The sequence below is a fragment of the Arthrobacter sp. MW3 TE3886 genome (assembly GCF_041262145.1).
Lineage (GTDB): Bacteria > Actinomycetota > Actinomycetes > Actinomycetales > Micrococcaceae > Arthrobacter.
Map to the genome: position 1 here is coordinate 1,139,219 of NZ_JBGCAN010000001.1, position 21,806 is coordinate 1,161,024.

The window sequence follows — 21,806 nt, forward strand, 5'->3', positions numbered from 1 at the left end:
GCGCATCCACGGTCCTGGACTGCGAAGGTGAAACACCATGAAAGCAGCACGATTCCACGCCCGCGAGGATCTCCGGATCGAAGACATTCAAGAGCCGGAGCTGCGTCCGGGAACGGTGAAGATCGCCGTGGCCTGGTGCGGCATCTGCGGCACCGACCTCCATGAATTCCTGGAAGGACCCATCTTCACCCCGCCGCCGGGCCACCCCCACGGGCTCACCCACGAGGCCGCCCCGGTCACCCTCGGCCACGAGTTCTCCGGCACCGTCGAAGAACTGGGGGAAGGCGTCAGCGGTCTGGCCGTCGGAGACAACGTCGTCGTGGAGCCGTACTACGTCTGCAATGAATGCGGTCCCTGCCTCAGCGGCCACTACAACCTGTGTACCAAGTTGGGCTTCATCGGCCTGGCGGGCGGCGGTGGCGGCTTGAGCGAGAAGATCGTCGTCGACACCCGGTGGGTGCACCCCGTCGGCGACATCCCCCTGGACGAGGCCGCACTCATCGAACCCCTTGCGGTGGCTTATCACGCCGTAGGACGGAGCGGCGTCAAAGCCGGGGACGTCGCCGTCGTTGGGGGTGCCGGACCCATCGGCCTGCTCACCGCCGCGGTCCTCAAGGGCGTCGGCGTCACCACGATCGTTACCGAGCTGTCGGCCGCCCGCAAAGACAAGGCGGCTTCCTCCGGGGTCGCGGATCACGTGCTCGACCCGAGTGCCGACGACGTCAAGGCGCGCGTGCTGGAACTGACGAGCGGTGCGGGGGCCGACGCGGCGTTTGAATGTGCCGGCGTGAATGCGGTGCTGGACACCATGCTCGACGTCGTGAGGCCCGCCGGCGTCGTCGTCAACGTCTCGATCTGGGGGCACCCGGCCACGGTCGACATGCAGAAAGTGGTGCTCAAGGAAATCGACCTGCGCGGCACCATCGCCTACTGCGGCGACCACGAAGCCGCCATCAAGCTCGTCCAGGAAGGAAAAGTCGACCTGAAGCCCTTCATCACGGGGCGGATCGCCTTGGACGACTTGGTGGACAAGGGGTTCGACACGCTGATCAACCACAACGACACCGCGGTGAAGATCATCGTCCACCCGTAGTGATCCGAGTCTCACCAGGGAATAGTTGCAGACGCCTCGCAGTTGCCGCCAGTGAACCCATTTACTGCGAAAGGAATTGCGCATGCTGTTTTCCCCGATGACCCTCGGCGAGCTGGAACTGCCCAACCGACTCGTCATGGCGCCGCTGACCCGTCTCCGTTCCGGCCAGGAAGGTATCCCGGGGCCCTTGGTTGCCGAGCACTACCGCCAGCGCGCCTCGCTCGGCCTGATCGTCAGCGAGGGCACCTACCCGAGCCCGGCCGGGCGCTCGTACCCGGGCCAGCCCGGCATCGTCACCCCGGACCAGATTGCCGGCTGGAAGAAGGTCACGGAAGCCGTTCACGCCGAAGGCGGCCGGATCTTCGCGCAGATCATGCACGGTGGCCGGGTTTCGCATGAGGACATCACCGGCGGCCACCAAGTGGTTGCGCCGAGCGCCATCGCCGTCGAGGCAGAGACCCGCACGTCCAAGGGCAAGCAGGCGCACCCCGTGCCGCACGCCCTGACCGCCGACGAACTGCCCGGCATCCTCCAGGAATTTGTCCAGGGATCGCGGAACGCGATCGAGGCAGGGTTCGACGGCGTGGAGCTGCACTCCGCCAACGGTTACCTGCTGCACGAATTCCTGGCGCCGTCATCGAACCAGCGTGACGACCTCTACGGCGGCTCCCCGGAGAACCGGGCGCGCTTCGTGATCGAGGTTGTGAAGGCTGTGGTTGAGGCCGTGGGCGCCGAACGCGTCGGCATCCGGATCTCACCGGAGCACAACGTCCAGGGGGTCACCGAACTGGACGCCGCAGACGTCCGCGAGACGTACCGCCTGCTGGTGGATGCTATTGCGCCGCTGAACCTGGCCTACCTGAGCATCCTGCACAAGGACCCCACCGGCGAACTGGTCCAGGACCTGCGTTCACGCTTCAGCGGAGCCTTCCTCGTCAATACAGGATTCGGCGTCATCACCACCCGGGATGAGGCTATCTCGCTGGTTGCCGACGGCCACGCAGACGCCGTCGTCGTCGGACGCCCGGCCATCGCGAACCCGGACCTCGCCCGCCGCTGGCGCGAAGGCCTGCCGGTCAACGAGCCCGACGCGTCCACGTTCTACGCCGACGGCGCCACGGGCTACACCGACTACCCGGCCTACCAGAACTAGGGCCAACTGCGCGCGGTGGGTCGCGGCGCCGCGCCGCGCCGAGTTGCAGCACCGAGTTGCAGCACCGAGTCGCAGCACCGAGTCGCAGCGCACGCTCGGCTGGACATGCTCAGCCGCAGTCACGATCAGTGGGCAGAATGCCACTCTGCCCACTGATCGCATTTAACAATGAGCATGTCCCTCGCAGGGCAGATCCGAGACGGAACATGCTCAGCGGTGAGGTGCACGAAAGAGCATGTTCCTCGCGGCGCATCATGACCACGGGACATGCCCAGCCGCAGCCATGATCAGTGGGCAGAATGCCATTCTGCCCACTGATCGCGCTTAACAATGAGCATGTCGCTCGCTGGTTTGGCCAGAGGCTGGACAATGTTCCTCGCTGGAATGTGCGGGTGGGCATGTCCCGTCCTGCATAGCGGGGCCACCGGACAGGCTCCTTGGACGAACGGGCCACTGGACATGTCCCGTGGCTGGTGCCGGGATTGGGCATGTCCCCGTGGGCCCATGACGCGCAGCGAGGGGCATGTCCATTGGTGGCGGCGGCAAATGGGCATGTCCCGGAGGGATCTCGCCGCACCCGCTCCTATAGGATCTGAAGATGCAATTCGCTTCCACCGGCAGCCACTCTGAGGGGCGCCCCGCCGGCCGCGCCGTCAGCCGGCAGGTCCTGGCAGACCACGTCTATGAAGAACTTCTGGCGTCTCTGATGGACGGCCGGCTGGAACCCGGGGCTGCGGTCAGCATCGACGGGACCGCCCGGGAACTCGACGTCTCGCCCACCCCCGTGCGGGAGGCACTCGCCAGGCTGGAACACACCGGAATGGTGCGCCGCGTGGCCCTCAAGGGCTACCGGGTTGCTCCGGTGTTCACCCGGGAAGACTTCGCCGAGCTCATGGAAGCCCGCCTCGCGATCGAACCCGTCAACGCCCGCCTGGCGTGTGCCCGGCTGACGCCCGGCCACCTGGCCGAACTGGAACGGGCAGTCGCCGATCTCAAGGACGCCCCGCGCGGGCCGTCCTTTGCCGAATTCCGCGGCTACCTCGAGGCCGATGAACGGTTCCACCGGCTGATCGCGGAGCAGACGGGCAACCAGTTCATGGTGGCCGCCTACGCCGCCCTCGGCGGACAGATTCAGCGGTTCCGCCTGTTCGGGGGAGTGGGCATCACCGACGCCGACCACGCGATCGCCGAGCATCAGGCGGTCCTGGATGCCCTCGCGACGGGCGACCCTGAGAAGGCGGCAGCCGCCATGGCCGAGCACGTGCAAAAGGTGCGCGGCCGCGCCATCGCCGACGCTCCCGCGGAATAGGTCTCCCTCCCAGGCTGACGCACGCGGGCCCAACACCGCGGAACAGCGCAACCGGCTCCTGTGCCATCTTTTTGTGACCCTCTTCACAGCTGATCGAAGACCCTATAGGATCTTCGATTGTGACGGCTACGGTGCCGGCATTGGGAGTCACAAGGGAGTGAAGAGTGCAAACAGAAACTTTGGCCGCAGGGCCCAAGGAATCCGCAACACGCCGCACCATCAAGAATCTGCGGTGGTGGATCCTCGGCTGGGCGCTGGCCGCCGGCATCATCAACTACATGGACCGCAGCGCGATCTCCATCGCCGCGCCGCAGCTGATCAAAGAGTTCGGCATGACCCGGACGGACATTGGCCTCCTGGGCACCGTGTTCTCCTGGACCTACGCATTTGCCCAGCTGCCCGCGGGCTGGCTCGTGGACAAGCTGGGTGCCCGACGGATGTACTTCCTCGCAATCGCGGGCTGGAGCATCGCGACCGCGCTGATGGCCGTCGGCACCAAGATGTGGCAGTTCATCACCTTCCGCTTCCTGCTCGGCATCACCGAAGCCCCCAACGGGCCGGCGTCGGCAAAGCTGACCGCTGACTGGTTCCCGCGGGCCGAGCGCGGGCAGGCCACCGCTATCTGGGACAGCGGTTCCAAATGGGGACCCGCCATCGCGCCGCCCGTCCTGACCGCCATCATGCTCGCGTTCGGCTGGCAGGCCATCTTCCTCTTCCTCGGCGTCGCAGGCCTCGTGCTGGCACTGGCCTTTTTCCTCTACTACCGCGCTCCCGAAGAGCACAAGCGCATCAGCGCGAAGGAACTGGACTACATCGAAAGCCAGCGCACCACCCAGCTCCTGACTGCCAAGAAGGTTTCGTGGCTCGGACTCTTCAAGCACCGCCAAATCTGGGGCATGATGGCCGGATTCTTCTGCGTCATCTGGATCTGGAACATCTTCATCGTCTTCCTGCCGCTCTACCTGCAGGAAGAACGCGGTGCCAGCATCGCCAGCTCCGGCTGGCTCGCGGCTGTCCCGTACCTCGGCGCAGCCATCCTCGGCATCACCGGCGGCTGGGTCATGACGCGCTACTCGAAGAAGGCAGGCCGTGATCCGCTGCTGGCCAAGCGCCACGTGATGTCCGTAGCAGCGATTGCCGCCGGCATCCTGATCTGCCTCATCCCGTTCGTGGATTCCCTCCCGCTCGCCATCGCTGTCATGACCGTGGCACTGGGCTTCGTGGCCACCATGCAGGCGGCCGCCTGGGCCATGCCCGGCGACATCGTGGACAACTCACAGGTTGCCTCCGTCGGTGCCATCCAGAACTTCGGCGGCTACTTCGGCGGCGCCTTTGCCCCGCTGCTGACCGGTGTGATCGCCGATGCCACCGGTTCCTACGCGCCGTCGTTCGTGATCGGAGGCATCATCGCGGCCTTGGCCGCAGTGGCCTACACAGTGCTGGTCCGCGAACCCATCAAGGACAAGACCGCAGCAACGCAGACAGAAAGCCGAACCGACGCATGAGCACAGCAACAAATGCATTGACGACGACGGCGGTCGCCACCACGGCGGCCGCCCCGGCGGCGGGAACCACCACGGCGGGAACCGCCACTGCGGGAACCGCCCGCTCGCCGTTCACCGTGGCCGTCACGGCCGACGCCGCGCGGCCGGACGGAAGCTCCATTCACGGGGATTTAGGGCTGCAGCGGCTCAGCGAGCACGGCATCAGCTGGAGCGTCCTGCCCAGTTACACGGATCCGGTTCCGCTGGCCGACCTCGCCGGGGTCCAGGCCGTGCTGTCCCTGGGACACATTGCCTTCGATTCACGCACCGTGGACCATGCCCCGGACCTGAGGCTGATTGCACGGTTCGGAGCCGGCTACGAAACCATCGACTTGGACGCCTGCACCCGCGCCGGCATCGTTGTCACCAACACCCCGGATGCCATCCGGCGGCCGTTGGCAGTGGCGGGACTGACGCTGCTCCTGGCGCTCTCGCACAAGCTCCTGGCCAAGGACAGGCTGACCCGGACCTCTGACTGGGCGCAACGCGAGCACTACCGCGGCGCGCCGCTCGTGGGCCAGACGGTCGGCATCGTGGGCTTCGGCAGCGTGGGCGCTGAGCTCGCCCGCCTCTTGTCCCCGCTCGGGATGAAAGTCGTGGGCAACAACCGCAGCGGCCGCCACGCGGAGGCCGCCGGACTCGGCGTCGAGTTGCTGGGCCTGAATGAGCTCCTGGAGCGCTCGGATTACGTCGTGCTCTGCGCCGCGCTGACACCGGCGACCGAAAAACTGATCGGCGCCGCTGAGTTGGCCCGGATGAAGCCAAGCGCCTACCTGATCAATATCGGCCGCGGAAAACTCGTGGACACGGATGCCCTCCGGGACGCCCTGCGGGACGGCCGGATCGCCGGCGCCGGCCTCGACGTCTTTGAGCCGGAACCCCTGCTTCCCGACGACGAGCTCCTGACCTTGGACAACGTCGTGCTTTCCCCGCATTCCCTGTGCTGGACCGAGGACTTCACACGGGACGTCGCGGCCAGCGCCATTGCCTCGATCCTGGCGGTCGCGGCGGGGGAGCGCCCTGCCAACGTCCTAAATCCGGAGGTCTTCGCAACCGCGGCCTTCGCCGCGAAAGGGGCGTAATCCGGGATGTGACCTTGACAACATCCCCTCAGATAGTAAATCCTATAGGAAACAGGATTCCACGAAGGAGTGAACCCCATGGCCTATACAGCCGAAAACTGGCCCATCACAGCAGCGCTCCTGCAGTTCCCGGGAACCGATGCGCAGGGCAACCACATCAACGACGCCGACGCCTCCGCCTGGGCCGAGGTCCTCACCGAGGTCAAGGACGCCGGCTTCGCCAATGCCGACCTCACAGACAGCTGGGTCCGCCCCGGCGACCTGAGCTCCGCCCGGCTTGCCGAGTTCAAGCAGACCGCGGACAACGTCGGCATCGGTATCCCTGTCATCTCTGCCATCCGCCGCAGTGTCATCGAGGAAGGAAACTGGGAAGCCAATCTGGCGTACAGCCACCGCACCATCGAGGCCGCCGCCGAGCTGGGCTGCGAGGTTGTCTCGTTCGGACTGCACCAGGCCATCACCGCCGAGCAGCAGAAGCAGCTCTGGTTCTGGACCGTCGAAGGGTACAAGGACCCGGTGGGGGATAAGGAAACCTGGGGCAAGGCCGTAAGCCGCCTGCGCGAACTTGGCCAGCACGCGGCCGAGGTCGGCGTCCTGCTCTCGCTCGAAATGTACGAGGACACGTACCTGGGCACCGCGGATTCCTCGGTCCAGCTGGTCCAGGACATCGGCCTGGCCAACGTCGGCATCAACCCGGACATCGGCAACCTCATCCGGCTGCACCGCCCGATCGAGGACTGGCGCGAAATGGTCGCCAAGACCCTCCCGTACTCCAACTACTGGCACATGAAGAACTACATCCGCGACGAGGACGTAGCCCGGGACACCTACGTCGCGATGCCGGCCCCGATGGAAAGCGGCCTCATCAACTACCGCGAGGCGTTCAAGACCGCACTCTCCGTCGGCTTCCAGGGCATCCTCTGCACCGAGCACTACGGCGGCGACGGCCTCAGCGTCACGGCCAGCAACCAGGACTACCTCCGCCGCCAGGTCTTGCCGAAGACCGACGGTTATGCCCTCGGCACCAGCCAGGTGGCCCAGGGCCGGCAGCTGCCGGCAGCCACGGCACTCGCCAGCGTCTGACCGGGCATCTGAAAAGCCAGCATCTGAACTCAGCGTCTGAACGGGCGCTGAACGGGCGCTGAAGGAGCGCCGGCACCGGTGCGTGGTGCGGCCGTCAAACCATTTGGGGGCGGCCGCACCACTCCAGTTTCACCCCAGCTCTTTACCCACAGCATTAGTTCTCCAACACGGATTCAATGAGGAACCATGACCCAGATCTTCGACAATCCCGCTGATTTCGCGGATGAGGCACTGGACGGCTTCGTTGCGGCCAACCGCGGCTACGTGGCCCGAGTCGACGGCGGCGTCGTCCGCTCCACCGAAGTCCCGGCCGGTCAGGTGGCCCTGGTGGTCGGCGGCGGCTCCGGGCACTACCCGGCATTCGCAGGGCTCGTCGGGCCGGGACTGGCCACCGCCTCGGCCTGCGGCAACATGTTCGCCTCGCCCGCGGCCGGCCAGGTCTACCGAGTGGCCAAGGCGGCCAACGCCGGCGGCGGCGTCCTGCTGAGCTACGGCAACTACGCCGGCGACGTCCTGCACTTCGGCCAGGCGCAGCTGCGCCTCAACGCCGAGGGCATCGAAACCCGCACCGTCCTGGTCACCGACGACATCGCCAGCGCCCCGCTGGACCAGATCGAGAAGCGCCGCGGCATCGCCGGGGACCTGACAGTCTTCAAGATCGCCGGCGCCGCCGCGGAGGCGGGACTGAGCCTGGACGACGTCGAACGGCTGGCCATCCGGACCAACTACCGCACCCGCTCCCTCGGCGTGGCCTTCGACGGCTGCACCCTGCCCGGCGCGGAGGCCCCGCTGTTCTCGGTCCCCGCGGGGCACATGTCCCTGGGCCTGGGCATCCACGGCGAACCGGGGATCTCCGATCACCCCATGCCCACCGCCTCCGAACTGGCCGAACTCCTGGTCACCCGGCTCCTGGCCGACAAACCGGACGACGCCGGCACCCGCGTGGTCGCAATCGTGAACGGCCTCGGCACGGTCAAGTACGACGAACTCTTCCTGCTGTTCGGCAAGATCGAAAAGCTCCTCACCGCCGCCGGGCTCACCGTCGTCGAACCCGAATGCGGCGAGCTCGTCACCAGCCTGGACATGTCCGGACTGTCCCTGACCCTGCTGTGGCTGGACGAGGAACTCGAGCAGTACTGGGCCGCCCCGGCCGACACCCCGGCGTTCCGCAAGGGAAACCTGGCGCCCCGCGCCCGCCGCGAACTCGCCGGTCCGGACGCCGAGGAGACCGCCGACGTCGAACGGCCCACCGCTGCGGCGGCAGCCCTCGGCCAACTGGCCGCCGACTTGCTCGGGCAGGTGCGGGACGTGGTGGTCGAGCATGAGGAAGAACTGGGCCGGCTCGATGCCATCGCCGGCGACGGCGACCACGGGATCGGCATGCGCCGCGGCGTGGACGCGGCAGTCACCGCGGCCGAACAGGCTGCCGCGAACGACGGCGGCGCCTCGCCGTCGAGGGTCCTGACCGCTGCGGGGGAGGCCTGGAGCGAACGCGCCGGCGGCACCTCGGGCGCGCTCTGGGGCTCGGCGATCATCGCCGCCGGACAGGCCCTGGGCAACCAGGACAGCTACAGCGGCGAGGACGCGGCCGCCGCGGTCACGGCCTTCGTGGACGCCATCACCGCGCTCGGCAAGGCCGAGCCGGGGGACAAGACCATGGTGGACGCCCTCCTGCCGTTCCAGGACGCGTTCCTCACCGCGTTCGACGCCGGCACACCGGTGGCCGGCTCCCTCGCCGCGGCGGCGTCCGCCGCCACAGCCGCCGCAGAGCGGACCGCCGGGCTGCGTCCGCTCAAAGGCCGGGCCCGCCCGCTCGCCGAGAAGAGCCTCGGCCACCCCGACCCCGGCGCGGTGTCCTTCGCCCTCATCGCCACCCGGATATCCACCCACACCGACACCGCAGACACAGCATCCCGGCCCGGCAACCCCGAGCCGGCGGAACAAGGAGCACAAGCATGAGCACAGCAACAGGCTGGCGCGTGGTCATCGGCAACGATGAGGCCGGCGTCGAATACAAGAACGCGCTGAAGGCGCTCCTCGAAGCCGACCCCCGCGTGGCGTCCGTCCAGGACGTGGGAGTCGGCGCCAACGACTCCACCGCGTATCCGCACGTCGCCGTCGACGCGGCCCGCAAGATCGCCGACGGCGACGCCGACCGGGCGCTGCTGATCTGCGGCACCGGCCTGGGCGTGGCGATCGCGGCCAACAAGGTCCCCGGCATCCGCGCCGTCACCGCCCACGACAGCTACTCGGTGGAGCGGTCCGTCCTGAGCAACAACGCCCAGGTGCTCACCCTCGGGCAGCGCGTCATCGGGCTGGAACTGGCCAAGAAGCTCGTGGGCGAATGGCTGAGCCACCGCTTCGACGAAAACTCCTCCTCCGCCGCGAAGGTGGACGCCATCTGCTCGTACGAACCCGAATACACGAAGGCAGTCTGAACATGACCGAATCAACAACAACCGCAGCCGCCATTAACGCCGCCCGCAAGATCGCCGTCGTCGGCTCCGGCTACATGGGCGGCGGGATCGCGCAGGTCCTGGCGCTCGGCGGCGCCCGGGTGGCGCTCGCGGATGTGTCCGCGGAAGTGGCCCAGAAGAACTACGAGCGGCTCCTGGCCGAATCCGACGAATTCGTGGCCGCCGGGCTCTTCCCGGAAGGCGCCACCGCCATCCTGAAGGAAAACCTCTGGGCCGCCAAGGACATCGAGGAGGCCGTGGCGGATGCCGACTTCATCGAAGAAGCCGTCCCCGAGGTCATCGAGATCAAGCACCAGACCCTCGCCCGCATTAGCGCGGCCGCCCGCCCGGACGCGATTATCGGGTCCAACACGTCCACGATCTCCATCGCCGACCTGTCCGAGCCGGTCACCAACCCGGAACGCTTCCTGGGCGTGCACTTCTCCAACCCGTCCCCGTTCATCCCCGGTGTGGAAATCATCCCCCACGCCGGCACCTCGGCCGCCACGGTCGGCGCCGTCCGCGATCTCGTGCACGCGGCCAACAAGCAGACCGCCGTCGTCAAGGACGTCACCGGATTCGTGCTCAACCGGCTCCAGTACGCCCTGTTCCACGAGGCCGCCCAGCTGGTGGAGCAGGAGATCGCGACCGCGGAGGACGTCGACACCCTGGTCCGCACGACCTTCGGCTTCCGGCTGCCGTTCTTCGGGCCGTTCGCGATCGCCGACATGGCCGGACTGGACGTCTACAACTTCTGCTACAAGTCGCTGCAGACCGATTTCCCGGAACGGTTCGCCACCCCGAAAATCCTCACCGACCTGGTGGAGGCCGGAAAGCTGGGCACCAAGACCGGTGCGGGCTTCCTGAACGTCCCGGCAGAGCGCACACCGGAACTGATCGCCTACCGGAACAAGGCGTACGTGGCCATGCAGAAGCTCATCGACGAGCTCGGCCCCGCCCCCATCAGCTAATTCCCGTTCCCGTCTTCATCAAGGAGTACCCATGAGCACTTTCCCCACAGAACGCACCGCCATCATCACCGGCGCCGTGTCCGAGCGCGGCATCGGCCGCGCCACCGCCAGCTACCTGGCGGCCCAGGGCTGGAACATCGGCATCATCGACCTCGATGACGCACTCTGCAAGGCGGCGGCCAAGGAACTGGCAGCCGAGCACGGCGTCAAGGCCTTCGGCGCCGGCGCCAATGTTTCCGACGAGGGTTCGGTCCGCGCGGCAATCGACGCCATCGAGGCGGAACTGCCGCAGATCGTCGCGCTCGCCAACGTGGCCGGCGTCAGCTCTCCGGTGCCGTACCTGGAACTCGACGCCGCGGAATGGGACCGGGTGCTGAACATCAACCTCAACGGCGTCCACTACGCCACCCGCCGCGTCGCAGAATCCATGGTGAAGAACAGGATCGGGCGCATCGTGAACATCTCCTCGGTCTCCGCGCAGCGTGGCGGCGGCACGTTCTCCAAGACGCCGTACTCCGTGGCGAAGGCCGGCGTGATCGGCCTGACCCGGGCCACGGCCCGTGAACTGGGCGAATACGACATCACGGTCAACGCCATCTCCCCGGGCCCCATCGACACCGACATCATGGGCGGCACCCTCAGCGAGGAACGCAAGGACGAACTCACCAAAGACCTCGTGGTCAACCGCGTTGGCTCCACCCGGGACATCGCAGCGGCCATCGCCTTCCTCATCAGCGAGGACGCCGGTTACATCTCCGGCCAGACGCTGAATGTGGATGGCGGACTCTACATGCACTAAGGAAGAAGCCTCGTGGCACAACACAGCCAAACCCCCGCCTCCGGATTCGCAGCCTGGAGCAAGGGACGGAAGATCTACCTGGCCGTCGGGATCCTGGCCTGCGTGGCCGGCGTCCTGATGATGGTTTTTTCGCGCTAGCTTTCTCCGACCGGATCCGGCCTGGCCTGCTTTGGCCTGGCCGGATCCGGCGTGGCTGGCCTGGCTGGCTTTGGCTTGATCCGGCCGCTCTCCACGCCACTGATTCACCCCACTGACATACACCACTGAGTTACACCGCTGATTGCTCGACGAGGAGTTTTTATGTCCGTAACAACAACGTCCACCCGGGACCTCCTGGAGACGCCGGTCCTTAAATCGGCCATCTCCAAGGCCTCCCGCCGGCTCATGCCCATGCTGGTGATTCTCTATGTGGTCGCCTTCCTGGACCGCACCAACGTGGGCTTCGCCGAGGCTGCCCTGGGCGTCGACAAAGGCATCACCGCCGGCGCCTACGCGCTGGGCGCCGGGATCTTCTTCATCGGCTACGCACTGTTCGAAATCCCGAGCAACCTGCTCCTGACCAAGTTCGGGGCCAAGGTGTGGCTGGCCCGCATCGCCATCACCTGGGGCATCGTCTCGGCCTGCTTCGCGTTCGTCCAGGGCGAGACGTCCTTCATCATCCTGCGTTTCCTGCTGGGTGTCACCGAGGCCGGGCTGTTCCCCGGCGTCATCATGTTCCTGGCCGCATGGTTCCCCAACAAGGTCCGCGTCAAGATGTTCGCCATCTTCTACCTGGCCCAGCCGTTCTCCCAGATGCTGGGCGCCCCGCTGTCCGGCTGGCTGATCAACATCGGCGACCAGGTCCCCGGAGTCCAGGGCTGGCAGGTCATGTTCTTCGTCGAAGGCATGCTGGCGGTCATCGCCGGCATCGCCGCCTACTTCTTCCTGATCAACAGCCCGCAGGACGCCAAGTTCCTGAACAAGGACGAGAAGAACGCGCTCCTGGAAGTCATGGCCCTGGAAGACACCGTCAAGGAAGAGTCCGGCCCGCACGGCGTCCTGGCCGCCATGAAGAACGGCAAGGTCTGGTACTTCACCATCATCTACTTCTGCCTGCAGATCGCCGTCTACGGCGTCACCTTCTACCTGCCGCAGCAGGTGGCCCAGCTGACCGGCCAGAAGGTGGGCATCGCCGTCGGCCTGATGGCAGCCATCCCGTGGTTCTTCGGCATCTTCGCCTGCTACTTCATCGGCAAGGCCGCGAACACCGTGATCCGCCGCCGGGTCTGGGGCACCGGGCTGTTCATCTCCACCGGACTCTGCATCTTCGGCTCCGCGTGGGCCGGCGCCAACCACATTCCGGCGCTCGGCATCATCTTCATCACCCTCGCCGTGTGCTCGTTCCTCTCCATCGGCCCCATCGCGTGGTCCTACCCGACGGCGTTCCTCACCGGAACGGCCGCGGCCGCGGGGATCGGCCTGATCAACTCGCTCGGAAACCTCGGCGGCTTCGTCGCGCCGATCCTGCGTACCTCGGTCAACCAGATCACCGCCTCGGAGACCGGGACCATGGGCGTCTACGCCCTCGGCGTGCTCCCGTTCCTGGCAGCGGCCATGATGTTCGCGACCCGCCGCTTCAAGAACAAGGCCGACGAGCTGCTGGAGCAGTAAAGGCCCCCGGCCTCCCTTCCAGCGCGACGTCCGGCGCCCATCCACTGGATCCAGCAGAAAGCACCAACACATGCAGCAGAGCCCCGGCAGCCAGACCTCCAGCACCCGCATCCTGGTGGGGGTCAGCACCAAGATGTACCTCGGCTACCGGGACAGCCTGGACTGGCTGGAACGCCTGCAGCACGAAGTGGACACCCGCCCGGCCCTCGCGGCCGGGCGGGTTGTCCCGTTTGTCATTCCGTCCTTCCCCGTCCTGCCCGCGGCGGCCCGGCTCCTGACGGGTTCGCAGCTGCTGCTCGGCGCGCAGAACTGCGGCTGGGCGGACGGGCCCTGGACCGGGGAAGTGGCCCCATCCATGCTCGCGGAACTCGGCGTCCGGCTCGTGGAGATCGGCCACGCCGAGCGCCGGCGGCACTTCAACGAGGACGATGCCATGGTGGCCCGCAAGGTCCGGTCCGCGGCCGAGGCCGGGCTCACCCCGCTGCTGTGCGTGGGGGAGCGCGGCGGCGGGCAGCCGGCGGCCGCAGCGGATTTTGTGTACCGCCAGATCGAGTCGGCCGTCGACGGCGACTGGGACCTCGCCGGGCGCCTGGTGGTGGCGTACGAACCGGTCTGGGCCATCGGCGCGGCCGAGCCCGCCGCCGCCGCGTACGTGTCCGACGTCGTCCAGCAGCTCGGCGACCGGCTCACCGCCGCCGGCGTGCCAGGGCTGCCGGTCATCTACGGCGGATCGGCCAAACCGGGACTGCTGCCAACCCTTGAGGGCGTCTCCGGCTTGTTCCTGGGCAGGTTCGCGCACGATCCGGTGAACTTCGGCCGCGTGCTCGATGAGGCGCTGCTGCTGGCCGAAGGCCTCCCCGCGACGGACCCCGCCACCGTGGGACATGTCCAGCCCTGACCGCGAGTGATGGGCACGATGCCATGATGTCCGTTGCTCGTGGCCAAGAATGAGCATGTCCCGCATGCCACGGAAGAATGAGCATGTCCCACGGGGTGGCTGGCGAGAAATGGGCATGTTCCGTGGGGTGGCTGGCGAAGAGTGGACATGTCCCGCCCTGGCCGCCAGTGATGGGCACGATGCCTTGATGTCCGTTGCCCGAGGCCAAGAATGAGCATGTCCTCTGGGGTGGCTGGCGAAGAGTGGACATGTCCAGCCCTGGCCGCCAGTGATGGGCACGATGCCCTAATGTCCGTTGCTCGAGGCCAAGAATGAGCACGTCCCGCATGCTACGGAAGAATGAGCATGTCCTCTGGGGTGGCTGCCGGGGAATGGGCATGTTCCGTGGGGTGGCTGGCGAAGAGTGGACATGTCCCGCCCTGGCCGCGAGTGATGGGCACGATGCCATGATGTCCGTTGCTCGAGGCCAAGAATGAGCATGTCCCCTTGGGTAGCCACGGAGGAATGAGCATGTCCCCTTACTGGGTGAGGACAGCTACGCGCTGACTGACCTTTGGCACAGGCCGATGAAGCCGCCGAGCTGCTCCAGGCCCTCCGGATGCGTGGGCAGGTAGTTGGTCAGTTCGGGTGCGCGGACGATCACGGCACGCCATTGGCCGCGGGACACCGCCACATTGATCCGGTTCCGCGAGAGCAGGAACTCCATGCCCCGCGGGGCCTCGGCCACCGCAGAACACGCCATGGATACAATAACGACCGCGGCCTCCTGACCCTGGAACTTGTCCACGGTCCCCACCCGCACGCCGGAGAGATTCGCGGCGTCCAGGGCATCGCGGATGACGTTGACCTGGGCGTTGTAGGCGGCCACCACCAGAATGTCGGATGCCTCCAATGGCCGGGCTCCGTCAGCGGTGTGCCAGGAAAGGCCCAAATGGCGGCGCACTTGCCCGACGACCTCGGCAGCCTCCTCGGCCGACGATGTCGTGTTCCCGCTGTGCGGCACCATCACCGTCTCAATCCCCGCGGGCACACCCTCCAGACGGCGCAGGTCCGCGGACGGGGCGGAACGCAACCGGCGTTCGTAGGACAATTCCGAGACGGCCAGGCACAGCTCGGAGTTCATCCGCCATGAGTCGGCCAAAAAATAGCCAAGCTCGGGCGGCAGCGTGGCGTGGCCTGCCGAAATCCAGCCCAGCGCCGACTCGTCGACCGGCTCGGGGTGCCTGCCCTGGCTGACCTGCGGCAACTGCTGCGGGTCGCCGAGTAAAAGCAGCCGGCTGCTCGCCTGAGCCACAGCGAGGGTGTTGGCCAGCGAGAACTGGCCGGCCTCGTCGATCACCAGGAGATCCAGGGAGCCGGCCGGGACGGTGGCGCCGGTCATTGTCCACGCCGTGCCGCCGACGAGGGCGCCTCCAGATGCACCCAGCAGTTCCGCAACGTCCTTGCCGGTACGGCGGGCCCACGGCAGGGCGTCGTTGTGCTTCACGTCTTTGGCCACCAGCGCCGGGTCGACTCCGGCCTTGGTGACGGCGGTCTTCAGCAGGTTTTCCACCACCGCGTGGGACTGGCCGACGACACCGACCTTCCATCCGCGGGCCACGAGCCGGGCGATGACGTGGGACCCCACATGGGTCTTGCCCGTCCCGGGTGGACCCTGCACTGCCAGGTAGGAGTGGTCAAGGGCCAGCACCGCCGCCGTGATGGCTTCAATGAAGCGGTCCGGTCCGACGCCAGGCTGCGGCAGCGAAGCTCCGGCGGCCAGCCTCGGCGGCTGACGCCGGACGAGGTCAAGCGCAGGATGGCGGGGGAGGGATCCGGACCCCAGGCCGGCGACCACCGTGTCAGCGAGGGCTGCCAGTGCTTGCTCGAGGCTCTTGGTGGCGAGGGGTTGGTCTTCCGTCAGCGCAATGGGGAGATCATTGTGGGGCGGGATCTTCCGGTGCAGCCGATCCCGGATGATGACGGTGTCCTTGCCGTCCTCATGCCCCAGCTCCAGGACCTCCGTGCCGAACCATCCGCTCCGTCCGGTGCCGTTCTTGCCGGTACCCTCCAACCCGGCGGGAAGAGGCAGCTCATACATGCGGAACCACTTGCTGCCCTCGCGGAGGTCCGAGCCGGGACTCACGGAGCCGGACAGCTTGACCCGCCGCTCCGGAAGCTTGGTCCCCGTCTGTTGCCAGTCGTCGAGGATTTCCGCGGATTCGACGAGGAAAACGTTCCGGTCCCGTTCGTGTGTGTCCGGACCGTGCTCACACCGGTCGAAGTGCGCCCACCAGAACGACTTGCGCTCCCGGCGGTGGTAGCTCACGGCCGCGGCCAGCATGGCGACGGCCTTACGGTCGTCCTCGGACAAGCCGCTGCCCGGCTCAGCGAATTGCAAAAGTGCCAGCTCAGCCGGGTCAAGCGCGGCATCGGCTCCTGCCGAGCCGCCGCCGTCGGGGCCATCCTCCGCTAATTCCTCCGCGCCGGACGCGGCGCCAGTCCGGACGGGGCCGGACCCGGCGGGGCCCGTCTCCGGGGCGTCCGGCGTCAGCCGGCGTTCCTTGGCCAGCCCGAGCAGCCAGTTCCGGAGCTCTAGGGTGGAGAGGCAGTCGTATTGGTTGTAGTCGGAGATCCCGGCGAGGATTGTGGCCGCTTCGTCGGGCCGCTCATTGTCCCTCGCGTCGCAGAACCGTGCGTAGGCAATCACGGAGGCGCCGGCGTCCTTCACGTCGCCGGTTCGAAGGTTCGTCCCCATGTAGAGCGGCTCGAGCCTCTTGATGCTGTACGAGTTCTCGGAGATCCTGATACTGTTCCGGACCGTTTGGTACAGGTCTACCAGAAGGCCTTCGCGGAGCCACTCGTCCACGATGTCCTCCCCGGCAACATGCATCACCGAGAGTTTTCGAAGCGCCGTCTTTTCATATGGTGCGTAGTGATAGACGTGCATGTCCGGGTGCTCCCGGCGGCGTTTCTCGACATAGTCCAGGAAATCGAGGAACGCCTGCTTCTCCGCCTTCCGGCTGTGGGCCCAGAACGGTTTGAACACGCCTTCGCCGCCGGGCTCGGTGGGCGCCTCGATCACGCCGAACAGGTACTCCAGCCCCCACACCCCCGTGGCGCGATCCTGCCACAGCGGATCGCCCTCGAAGTCGAAGAAGATATCGCCTCGGCTCGGTGGGGGCAGCTCGGCCAGGGTGTTCCCGGGCAGGACGCCGTAGCGGATGGTGTGCTCTTCGCCGTCCTTGAGGTAGCAGACTGCTCCGTCGGCAGGGCCAACGCCGCTCTGCATCCGTGCCTGTTCCTGCAGGCGCAGGAGCGTAGTGGTGGGCTTGGCCAGCGTCGCTTGCGCCAGGTCAGTGACTGTCCAAATCCCACGTTCGTGGAGGTTCTTGCGCTGCACGGAGTTCATTCGGGCCACGAGAAGGAGATCATCGGTGGCTTTGACCTGCTCCTGGCAGTAGTCGCAGCGTCCGCAGGCGGTGAGACCGGGCGCGCCCCAGCCCACTGTTCCCGGCTGCGCGATGTGCTCGGCGGTCAACGCGAGGAAACGATCCCGGCGCTCACGGAAAACCGGCAGGATCTCGGAGAGTTTGTGGTGGCTTCGCACGTAGTCAAATCCGCCGTCGGCCAGCTGCACCGTCGAGCCAAGAACGAGTGTTACCGCCGGATCCACCGGGATTCCGGCCTTCAGCAGCTGCTCGCCGTAGGCGGCCAGCTGCAGCAAGGCGGTGACCTTCGCGTGGCGGGCCAGTTTGGTGTCGAACACCGCATAGCTGCCGTCTGCCCTGCCGCACGAGGAAGTCGGAGCGGCCGTGGAACTGCCCATCGAAGAATGCGGCCTGGAAGACGACGTCGGCCCCCGCGCGCAGCGCTCCGATGGACTCGGCGTGCTTGGCCGCCAACGTGGCGCGGTCCATCGTGGAGGCAGTAGCGACGTCGTACACGCCGTGCCCGGTGGCCGGATCCCAGGGACCGAACTCCGCAACGAAACCGTTAAGGACCTTGCGCTCGTGGAGGTCACCCAACACCGCTGCGTGCTGGAGCATCTCGTCCTCGTCGAAGACCGCCTTGGGGCAGCGGCCCAGCTTCTCGTCGAGTTTCCGCAGCAGCTGAAACTCGCAACTCGCGGCCACCACGAGGTCGCTCGCGGAGTAGACCAGGTCCCGTGATGACCCCGGTACTTCAGGTTCAAGAAAAAACACTGTGCCCCCGTTGTTGGTGCCCCCGTTGTTGTTGACCTCCGCTATTCAAGCTATCAAAGCCCTCTGACAATCAAGCACCAGCCAGGAACCGGGTACCAGGCACCTGTAAAGAGGCTAGGTACCGCTGGTTCCTGTCGTAGGACCGGCGTAGGGTCTGAGGACTATGACCGAACAGCAACCCTATGAGCTGGTCCAGCGCTACGCGCACTTCGAGCTGCGCCGCTATCCTCCGTACGCTGTGGCGGAAATAGAGGTCAACGCGACATTCGACCGCGCCGGAAATGCCGCCTTCCGACACCTGTTCAACTACATCAGCGGCAGCAACACGGCGCAACGGAAGCTGGCGATGACGGCCCCGGTGATCCAGGAACCCGGGCCGTCGCAAAAGGTGGCGATGACCGCCCCGGTTCTGCAAAGCGGCCCGCTGCCGGGAAGCGCAGAGCCCGCTGATTTCGTCGTTGCCTTTGTGCTCCCGGCTGGGGTGACAGCGGAGACGGCGCCGGTCCCGGCGAACCCCGACGTCAGAGTCCGGGCCCTGCCAGGATCCCTGGCGGCCGCCCTTCGGTTCTCGGGCAGCGGGTCGGAGTCGGCCTTTCGACGGCGAAACGACGGCCTCCAAGAGGCACTGAAGCTAGCAGGGCTGAAGGCCGTGGGGCCGCCACGGTTCGCCCGCTTTGATCCGCCGTTCAAGCCGTGGTTCCTGCGCCGCAACGAGGTTGTTCAGGACGTGCAGGAGCCCCTTCTTCCTCCGGGCGAGCCCGGCCGCTGACCGGTGTAAGGCAAAATGGCAGGGTGACCCAACACCCGCAGCGCCCCGCCTCACCCGTCTCGCCCGCCTCCGGCCCGTCCCCAAAGACCGGCTCACCAAAGACCGGCTCACCACAGACCGGCATGCCGCAGGCAGGCACCTCAGAAACGCAGGAGTCCGGCATCGCCGCCCAGATCGCCGGCGAGCTCGGCGTGCAGCCCTGGCAGGTCAAGGCCGCCGTGGAGCTGCTCGACGCCGGGTCCACCGTGCCGTTCATCGCCCGCTACCGCAAGGAAGCCACCGGGACGCTGGACGATACCCAGCTCCGCGAGCTGGAGGAGCGGCTGCGCTATTTGCGCGAGCTCGAGGACCGCCGCCGGACTATCCTCGAAGCGATCGCCGCCCAGGGTGCGCTGACCCCGGAACTGCAGGCCGCCGTCGTCGGCGCCGACACGAAATCGCGGCTGGAGGACATCTACCTCCCGTTCAAAACCAAGCGGCGCACCAAGGCGCAGATCGCCCGTGAAGCCGGGCTGGAGCCGCTCGCCGACGCCCTGCTCAAGCGCCCGGAACTGGACCCGGACCGCGAAGCCGCCAAATTCCTCAACGCCGAACACTCGATCGGGGACGCGGCCGCAGCGCTCGCCGGCGCCCGCTCCATCCTGGTGGAACGCGTCGCCCAGGATGCCGACCTGGCCGCCACGCTCCGGGAGCGGCTGTGGACCCAGGGCCGGATGGTGTCCCGGGTGAAGAAAGGCAAGGAAGCCGAGGGCAAGAAATTCAAGGACTACTTCGAGTTCTCCCAGCAGCCGGCCGGAATGCCTTCGCACCGTGTCCTGGCGCTGCTGCGAGGAGAAAAGGACGGCGCGCTGGAGCTGGACCTCGCCGAGGCTGATCCGAACGACGACGCCGCCCTCACCGCGGCGCGCGGCCGCTACGAAGCCGCCGTGGCCAGGTTCCTTGGGGTTGCCGACCGCGGCCGGCCCGCCGATGCCTGGCTGTTGCAGACCGCTCAGCTGGCCTGGCGCTCGCGGGTCCTGGCCCGGCTGACGGCAGATCTGCGCAGCCGGATGTTCGCCGCCGCCGAGGACGAGGCCGTGCGGGTGTTCGCCGCGAACCTGCGCGATGTGCTGCTCGCCGCGCCAGCCGGGAACCGCGCCACCCTGGGCCTGGACCCGGGACTGCGCACCGGCGTAAAGGTCGCCGTGGTGGACGGCACCGGCAAGGTGGTCGCGACGGACACCGTCTACCCGCACGCCCCGGCCCGGAAATGGGACGAGGCGCTGCGGACCCTCGTGGGCCTCGCCACGAAGCACGGCGTGGAACTCGTCGCGATCGGCAACGGCACCGCCTCAAGGGAGACGGACAAGCTCGCCGCCGAACTGCTCAAGCAACTCTCCGCCGGGTCAGAAAACAAGCCGCAGAAAATTGTGGTGTCCGAGGCCGGGGCGTCGGTGTATTCGGCGTCGGCGCTCGCCGCGGCGGAACTGCCCGGCATGGACGTGTCCCTGCGCGGTGCCGTCTCGATCGCCCGGCGGCTGCAGGACCCGCTCGCGGAGCTTGTAAAAATCGAGCCGAAATCGATCGGCGTCGGGCAGTACCAGCACGACGTCACGGCCGCGAAGCTGGACCGCAGCCTGGACGCGGTGGTCGAAGACTGCGTGAACGCGGTGGGCGTTGACGTCAACACCGCCTCGCCCGCACTGCTGAGCCGGGTGGCCGGCGTCGGGCCGCTGCTGAGCGAGAACATTGTGGCATACCGGAACGAGCACGGGCCCTTCACCAAACGCAGCGAGCTGAAGAAGGTCCCGCGGCTGGGCGCCAAGGCGTTTGAGCAGTGCGCCGGCTTCCTGCGGATCACTGGGGGAGCGGAGCCGCTGGACGCCTCCAGCGTGCACCCGGAGGCCTACCCGGTGGCCCGGAAAATCAAGGCGGCCGCGGGCAAAGCGCCGGCCCCGGGAAGCTATGCGGCGCTGAACCCGCAGGACTTTGTGGACGGCTCCTTCGGTCTGCCCACAGTGCAGGACATCATCGCCGAACTCGAGAAGCCGGGCCGCGACCCGCGCCCGGCCTTCGCGGCGGCAGCGTTCTCGGAAGGCATCGAGAAGATCTCCGACCTCAGGCCCGGCATGGTGCTGGAGGGAACGGTGACCAACGTGGCGGCATTCGGCGCGTTCGTCGACGTCGGGGTGCACCAGGACGGGCTCGTGCACGTGTCGGCACTGGCGAACCGTTTCGTCTCCGACCCCCGCGAGGTGGTGAAATCCGGGCAGGTGGTCCGGGTCAAGGTGCTCGAGGCGGATCCGGAGCGGAAGCGCATCTCGCTCACCCTCAGGCTCGACGACGAACCGGCAGCCTCCGGCGGTCGCGCCGCTGGCGGACGTGCGGCCGGAGATCGCCCGGCGGGCGGTCGTGCGGCTGGCGGTCGTGCGGACTCGCGGCCGGAACGTCCGCGGCAGCCGGCGTCGCAGGCGCCGTCGAAACAGCCGTTGAATCAGCCGGCGAATCAGCCGGCCGGAAAGCAGTCATCCGGGAAACCGGCACCCGACCGGCGGACGCCGGGCAGGCAACCGCAGAAGCCGGCCCCCGCGCCGTCGCCGGTCAACACGGCGATGGCGGAGGCGCTCCGGAAGGCCGGCCTGGCCAAGTAGCGCTCCCAGGGGCGCGGCTGCCGCACCACTCCTACCGTTGGTCGCGGATTCCCTACCGCTTGGCGCATAACTAGTACGTTTGCTGACGATTTGCACCATGATTGCCGGAGGCAACGGCCCTCTGCCGGAAGCTCGGTCAGAGGCCCTGGCAGGGGGCCGTTTCCGCAATGTGCTGGACACCGATG

Annotated in this window: 15 protein-coding genes and 1 pseudogene; 15 read left to right on the top strand and 1 reads right to left on the bottom strand. The window is 67.3% G+C overall.

The annotated features are described in order from the left end of the window. The first annotated feature begins 37 nt into the window (after positions 1–37). The 13 genes from ABH915_RS05275 (at position 38) to ABH915_RS05335 (ending at position 14,038) form a co-directional block, all read left to right on the top strand. Positions 38–1,093 (top strand): 2,3-butanediol dehydrogenase, encoded by a 1,056-nt coding sequence (locus ABH915_RS05275; RefSeq protein WP_370118558.1) that lies wholly within the window; start codon positions 38–40, stop codon positions 1,091–1,093. Positions 1,094–1,175: 82 nt separating this feature from the next. Beyond that, a complete protein-coding gene (locus ABH915_RS05280) occupies positions 1,176–2,246 on the top strand; it encodes an alkene reductase (protein ID WP_370118561.1) in 1,071 nt (356 codons plus the stop codon). Positions 2,247–2,844: 598 nt separating this feature from the next. Continuing rightward, on the top strand, positions 2,845–3,555 hold the full coding sequence (locus tag ABH915_RS05285) for a GntR family transcriptional regulator (protein ID WP_370118564.1): 711 nt from the start codon (positions 2,845–2,847) through the stop codon (positions 3,553–3,555). Between the two features lie 164 nt (positions 3,556–3,719). Beyond that, positions 3,720–5,060, top strand: a complete 1,341-nt coding sequence (locus tag ABH915_RS05290) for an MFS transporter (protein WP_196802408.1) — start codon at positions 3,720–3,722, stop codon at positions 5,058–5,060. Beyond that, a complete protein-coding gene (locus ABH915_RS05295; protein ID WP_370118568.1) occupies positions 5,057–6,181 on the top strand; it encodes a 2-hydroxyacid dehydrogenase in 1,125 nt (374 codons plus the stop codon). The genes ABH915_RS05290 and ABH915_RS05295 overlap by 4 nt, the downstream gene beginning before the upstream one ends. A gap of 78 nt (positions 6,182–6,259) precedes the next feature. Continuing rightward, a complete protein-coding gene (locus ABH915_RS05300) occupies positions 6,260–7,264 on the top strand; it encodes a sugar phosphate isomerase/epimerase family protein (protein ID WP_370118571.1) in 1,005 nt (334 codons plus the stop codon). 186 nt (positions 7,265–7,450) lie between these two features. Next, positions 7,451–9,223 carry a dihydroxyacetone kinase subunit DhaL gene (gene dhaL, locus ABH915_RS05305; RefSeq protein WP_370118574.1) on the top strand — a complete coding sequence of 591 codons (1,773 nt, stop codon included), beginning with the start codon at positions 7,451–7,453 and terminating at the stop codon, positions 9,221–9,223. Next, positions 9,220–9,702, top strand: a complete 483-nt coding sequence (locus ABH915_RS05310) for a ribose-5-phosphate isomerase (protein WP_018775886.1) — start codon at positions 9,220–9,222, stop codon at positions 9,700–9,702. Before dhaL ends, ABH915_RS05310 begins: the two co-directional genes overlap by 4 nt. 2 nt (positions 9,703–9,704) lie before the next feature. Further along, a complete protein-coding gene (locus tag ABH915_RS05315) occupies positions 9,705–10,691 on the top strand; it encodes a 3-hydroxyacyl-CoA dehydrogenase family protein (protein ID WP_370118578.1) in 987 nt (328 codons plus the stop codon). A gap of 31 nt (positions 10,692–10,722) precedes the next feature. Then, complete coding sequence (locus ABH915_RS05320; protein ID WP_026539080.1) at positions 10,723–11,490, top strand: SDR family NAD(P)-dependent oxidoreductase; 768 nt, start codon at positions 10,723–10,725, stop codon at positions 11,488–11,490. Positions 11,491–11,502: 12 nt separating this feature from the next. Beyond that, positions 11,503–11,628 carry a hypothetical protein gene (locus ABH915_RS05325; protein ID WP_018775883.1) on the top strand — a complete coding sequence of 42 codons (126 nt, stop codon included), beginning with the start codon at positions 11,503–11,505 and terminating at the stop codon, positions 11,626–11,628. A 162-nt stretch (positions 11,629–11,790) separates the two neighbouring features. Beyond that, positions 11,791–13,140 carry an MFS transporter gene (locus ABH915_RS05330; protein WP_018775882.1) on the top strand — a complete coding sequence of 450 codons (1,350 nt, stop codon included), beginning with the start codon at positions 11,791–11,793 and terminating at the stop codon, positions 13,138–13,140. A 70-nt stretch (positions 13,141–13,210) separates the two neighbouring features. Then, positions 13,211–14,038: a triose-phosphate isomerase gene (locus ABH915_RS05335; RefSeq protein ID WP_370118584.1), complete on the top strand. Its 828-nt coding sequence runs from the start codon at positions 13,211–13,213 to the stop codon at positions 14,036–14,038. 535 nt (positions 14,039–14,573) lie between these two features. Here ABH915_RS05335 and ABH915_RS05340 read toward each other — a convergent pair. Then, positions 14,574–18,222 (bottom strand): annotated as a pseudogene (locus ABH915_RS05340) (TM0106 family RecB-like putative nuclease). A 163-nt stretch (positions 18,223–18,385) separates the two neighbouring features. Here ABH915_RS05340 and ABH915_RS05345 point away from each other — a divergent pair. Both ABH915_RS05345 and ABH915_RS05350 read left to right on the top strand, forming a co-directional pair. Further along, the gene (locus tag ABH915_RS05345; RefSeq protein ID WP_370118587.1) at positions 18,386–18,991 is read left to right on the top strand and encodes a heme-binding protein; all 606 of its coding nucleotides are present in this window, start codon (positions 18,386–18,388) and stop codon (positions 18,989–18,991) included. 122 nt (positions 18,992–19,113) lie between these two features. Beyond that, entirely contained in the window at positions 19,114–21,621 is a 2,508-nt protein-coding gene (locus ABH915_RS05350) for a Tex family protein (protein WP_370124942.1), read from the top strand. Positions 21,622–21,806 lie beyond the last annotated feature (185 nt).

Excerpts from the sequence above, each read along its gene's own strand:
- ABH915_RS05320 (WP_026539080.1), top strand. The coding sequence starts at position 10,723 with ATGAGCACTTTCCCCACAGAACGCACCGCCATCATCACCGGCGCCGTG.
- ABH915_RS05315 (WP_370118578.1), top strand. The coding sequence starts at position 9,705 with ATGACCGAATCAACAACAACCGCAGCCGCCATTAACGCCGCCCGCAAG.
- dhaL (WP_370118574.1), top strand. The coding sequence starts at position 7,451 with ATGACCCAGATCTTCGACAATCCCGCTGATTTCGCGGATGAGGCACTG.
- ABH915_RS05280 (WP_370118561.1), top strand. The coding sequence starts at position 1,176 with ATGCTGTTTTCCCCGATGACCCTCGGCGAGCTGGAACTGCCCAACCGA.
- ABH915_RS05295 (WP_370118568.1), top strand. The coding sequence starts at position 5,057 with ATGAGCACAGCAACAAATGCATTGACGACGACGGCGGTCGCCACCACG.
- ABH915_RS05330 (WP_018775882.1), top strand. The coding sequence starts at position 11,791 with ATGTCCGTAACAACAACGTCCACCCGGGACCTCCTGGAGACGCCGGTC.
- ABH915_RS05275 (WP_370118558.1), top strand. The coding sequence starts at position 38 with ATGAAAGCAGCACGATTCCACGCCCGCGAGGATCTCCGGATCGAAGAC.
- ABH915_RS05285 (WP_370118564.1), top strand. The coding sequence starts at position 2,845 with ATGCAATTCGCTTCCACCGGCAGCCACTCTGAGGGGCGCCCCGCCGGC.
- ABH915_RS05300 (WP_370118571.1), top strand. The coding sequence starts at position 6,260 with ATGGCCTATACAGCCGAAAACTGGCCCATCACAGCAGCGCTCCTGCAG.
- ABH915_RS05310 (WP_018775886.1), top strand. The coding sequence starts at position 9,220 with ATGAGCACAGCAACAGGCTGGCGCGTGGTCATCGGCAACGATGAGGCC.
- ABH915_RS05335 (WP_370118584.1), top strand. The coding sequence starts at position 13,211 with ATGCAGCAGAGCCCCGGCAGCCAGACCTCCAGCACCCGCATCCTGGTG.
- ABH915_RS05350 (WP_370124942.1), top strand. The coding sequence starts at position 19,114 with ATGCCGCAGGCAGGCACCTCAGAAACGCAGGAGTCCGGCATCGCCGCC.
- ABH915_RS05345 (WP_370118587.1), top strand. The coding sequence starts at position 18,386 with ATGACCGAACAGCAACCCTATGAGCTGGTCCAGCGCTACGCGCACTTC.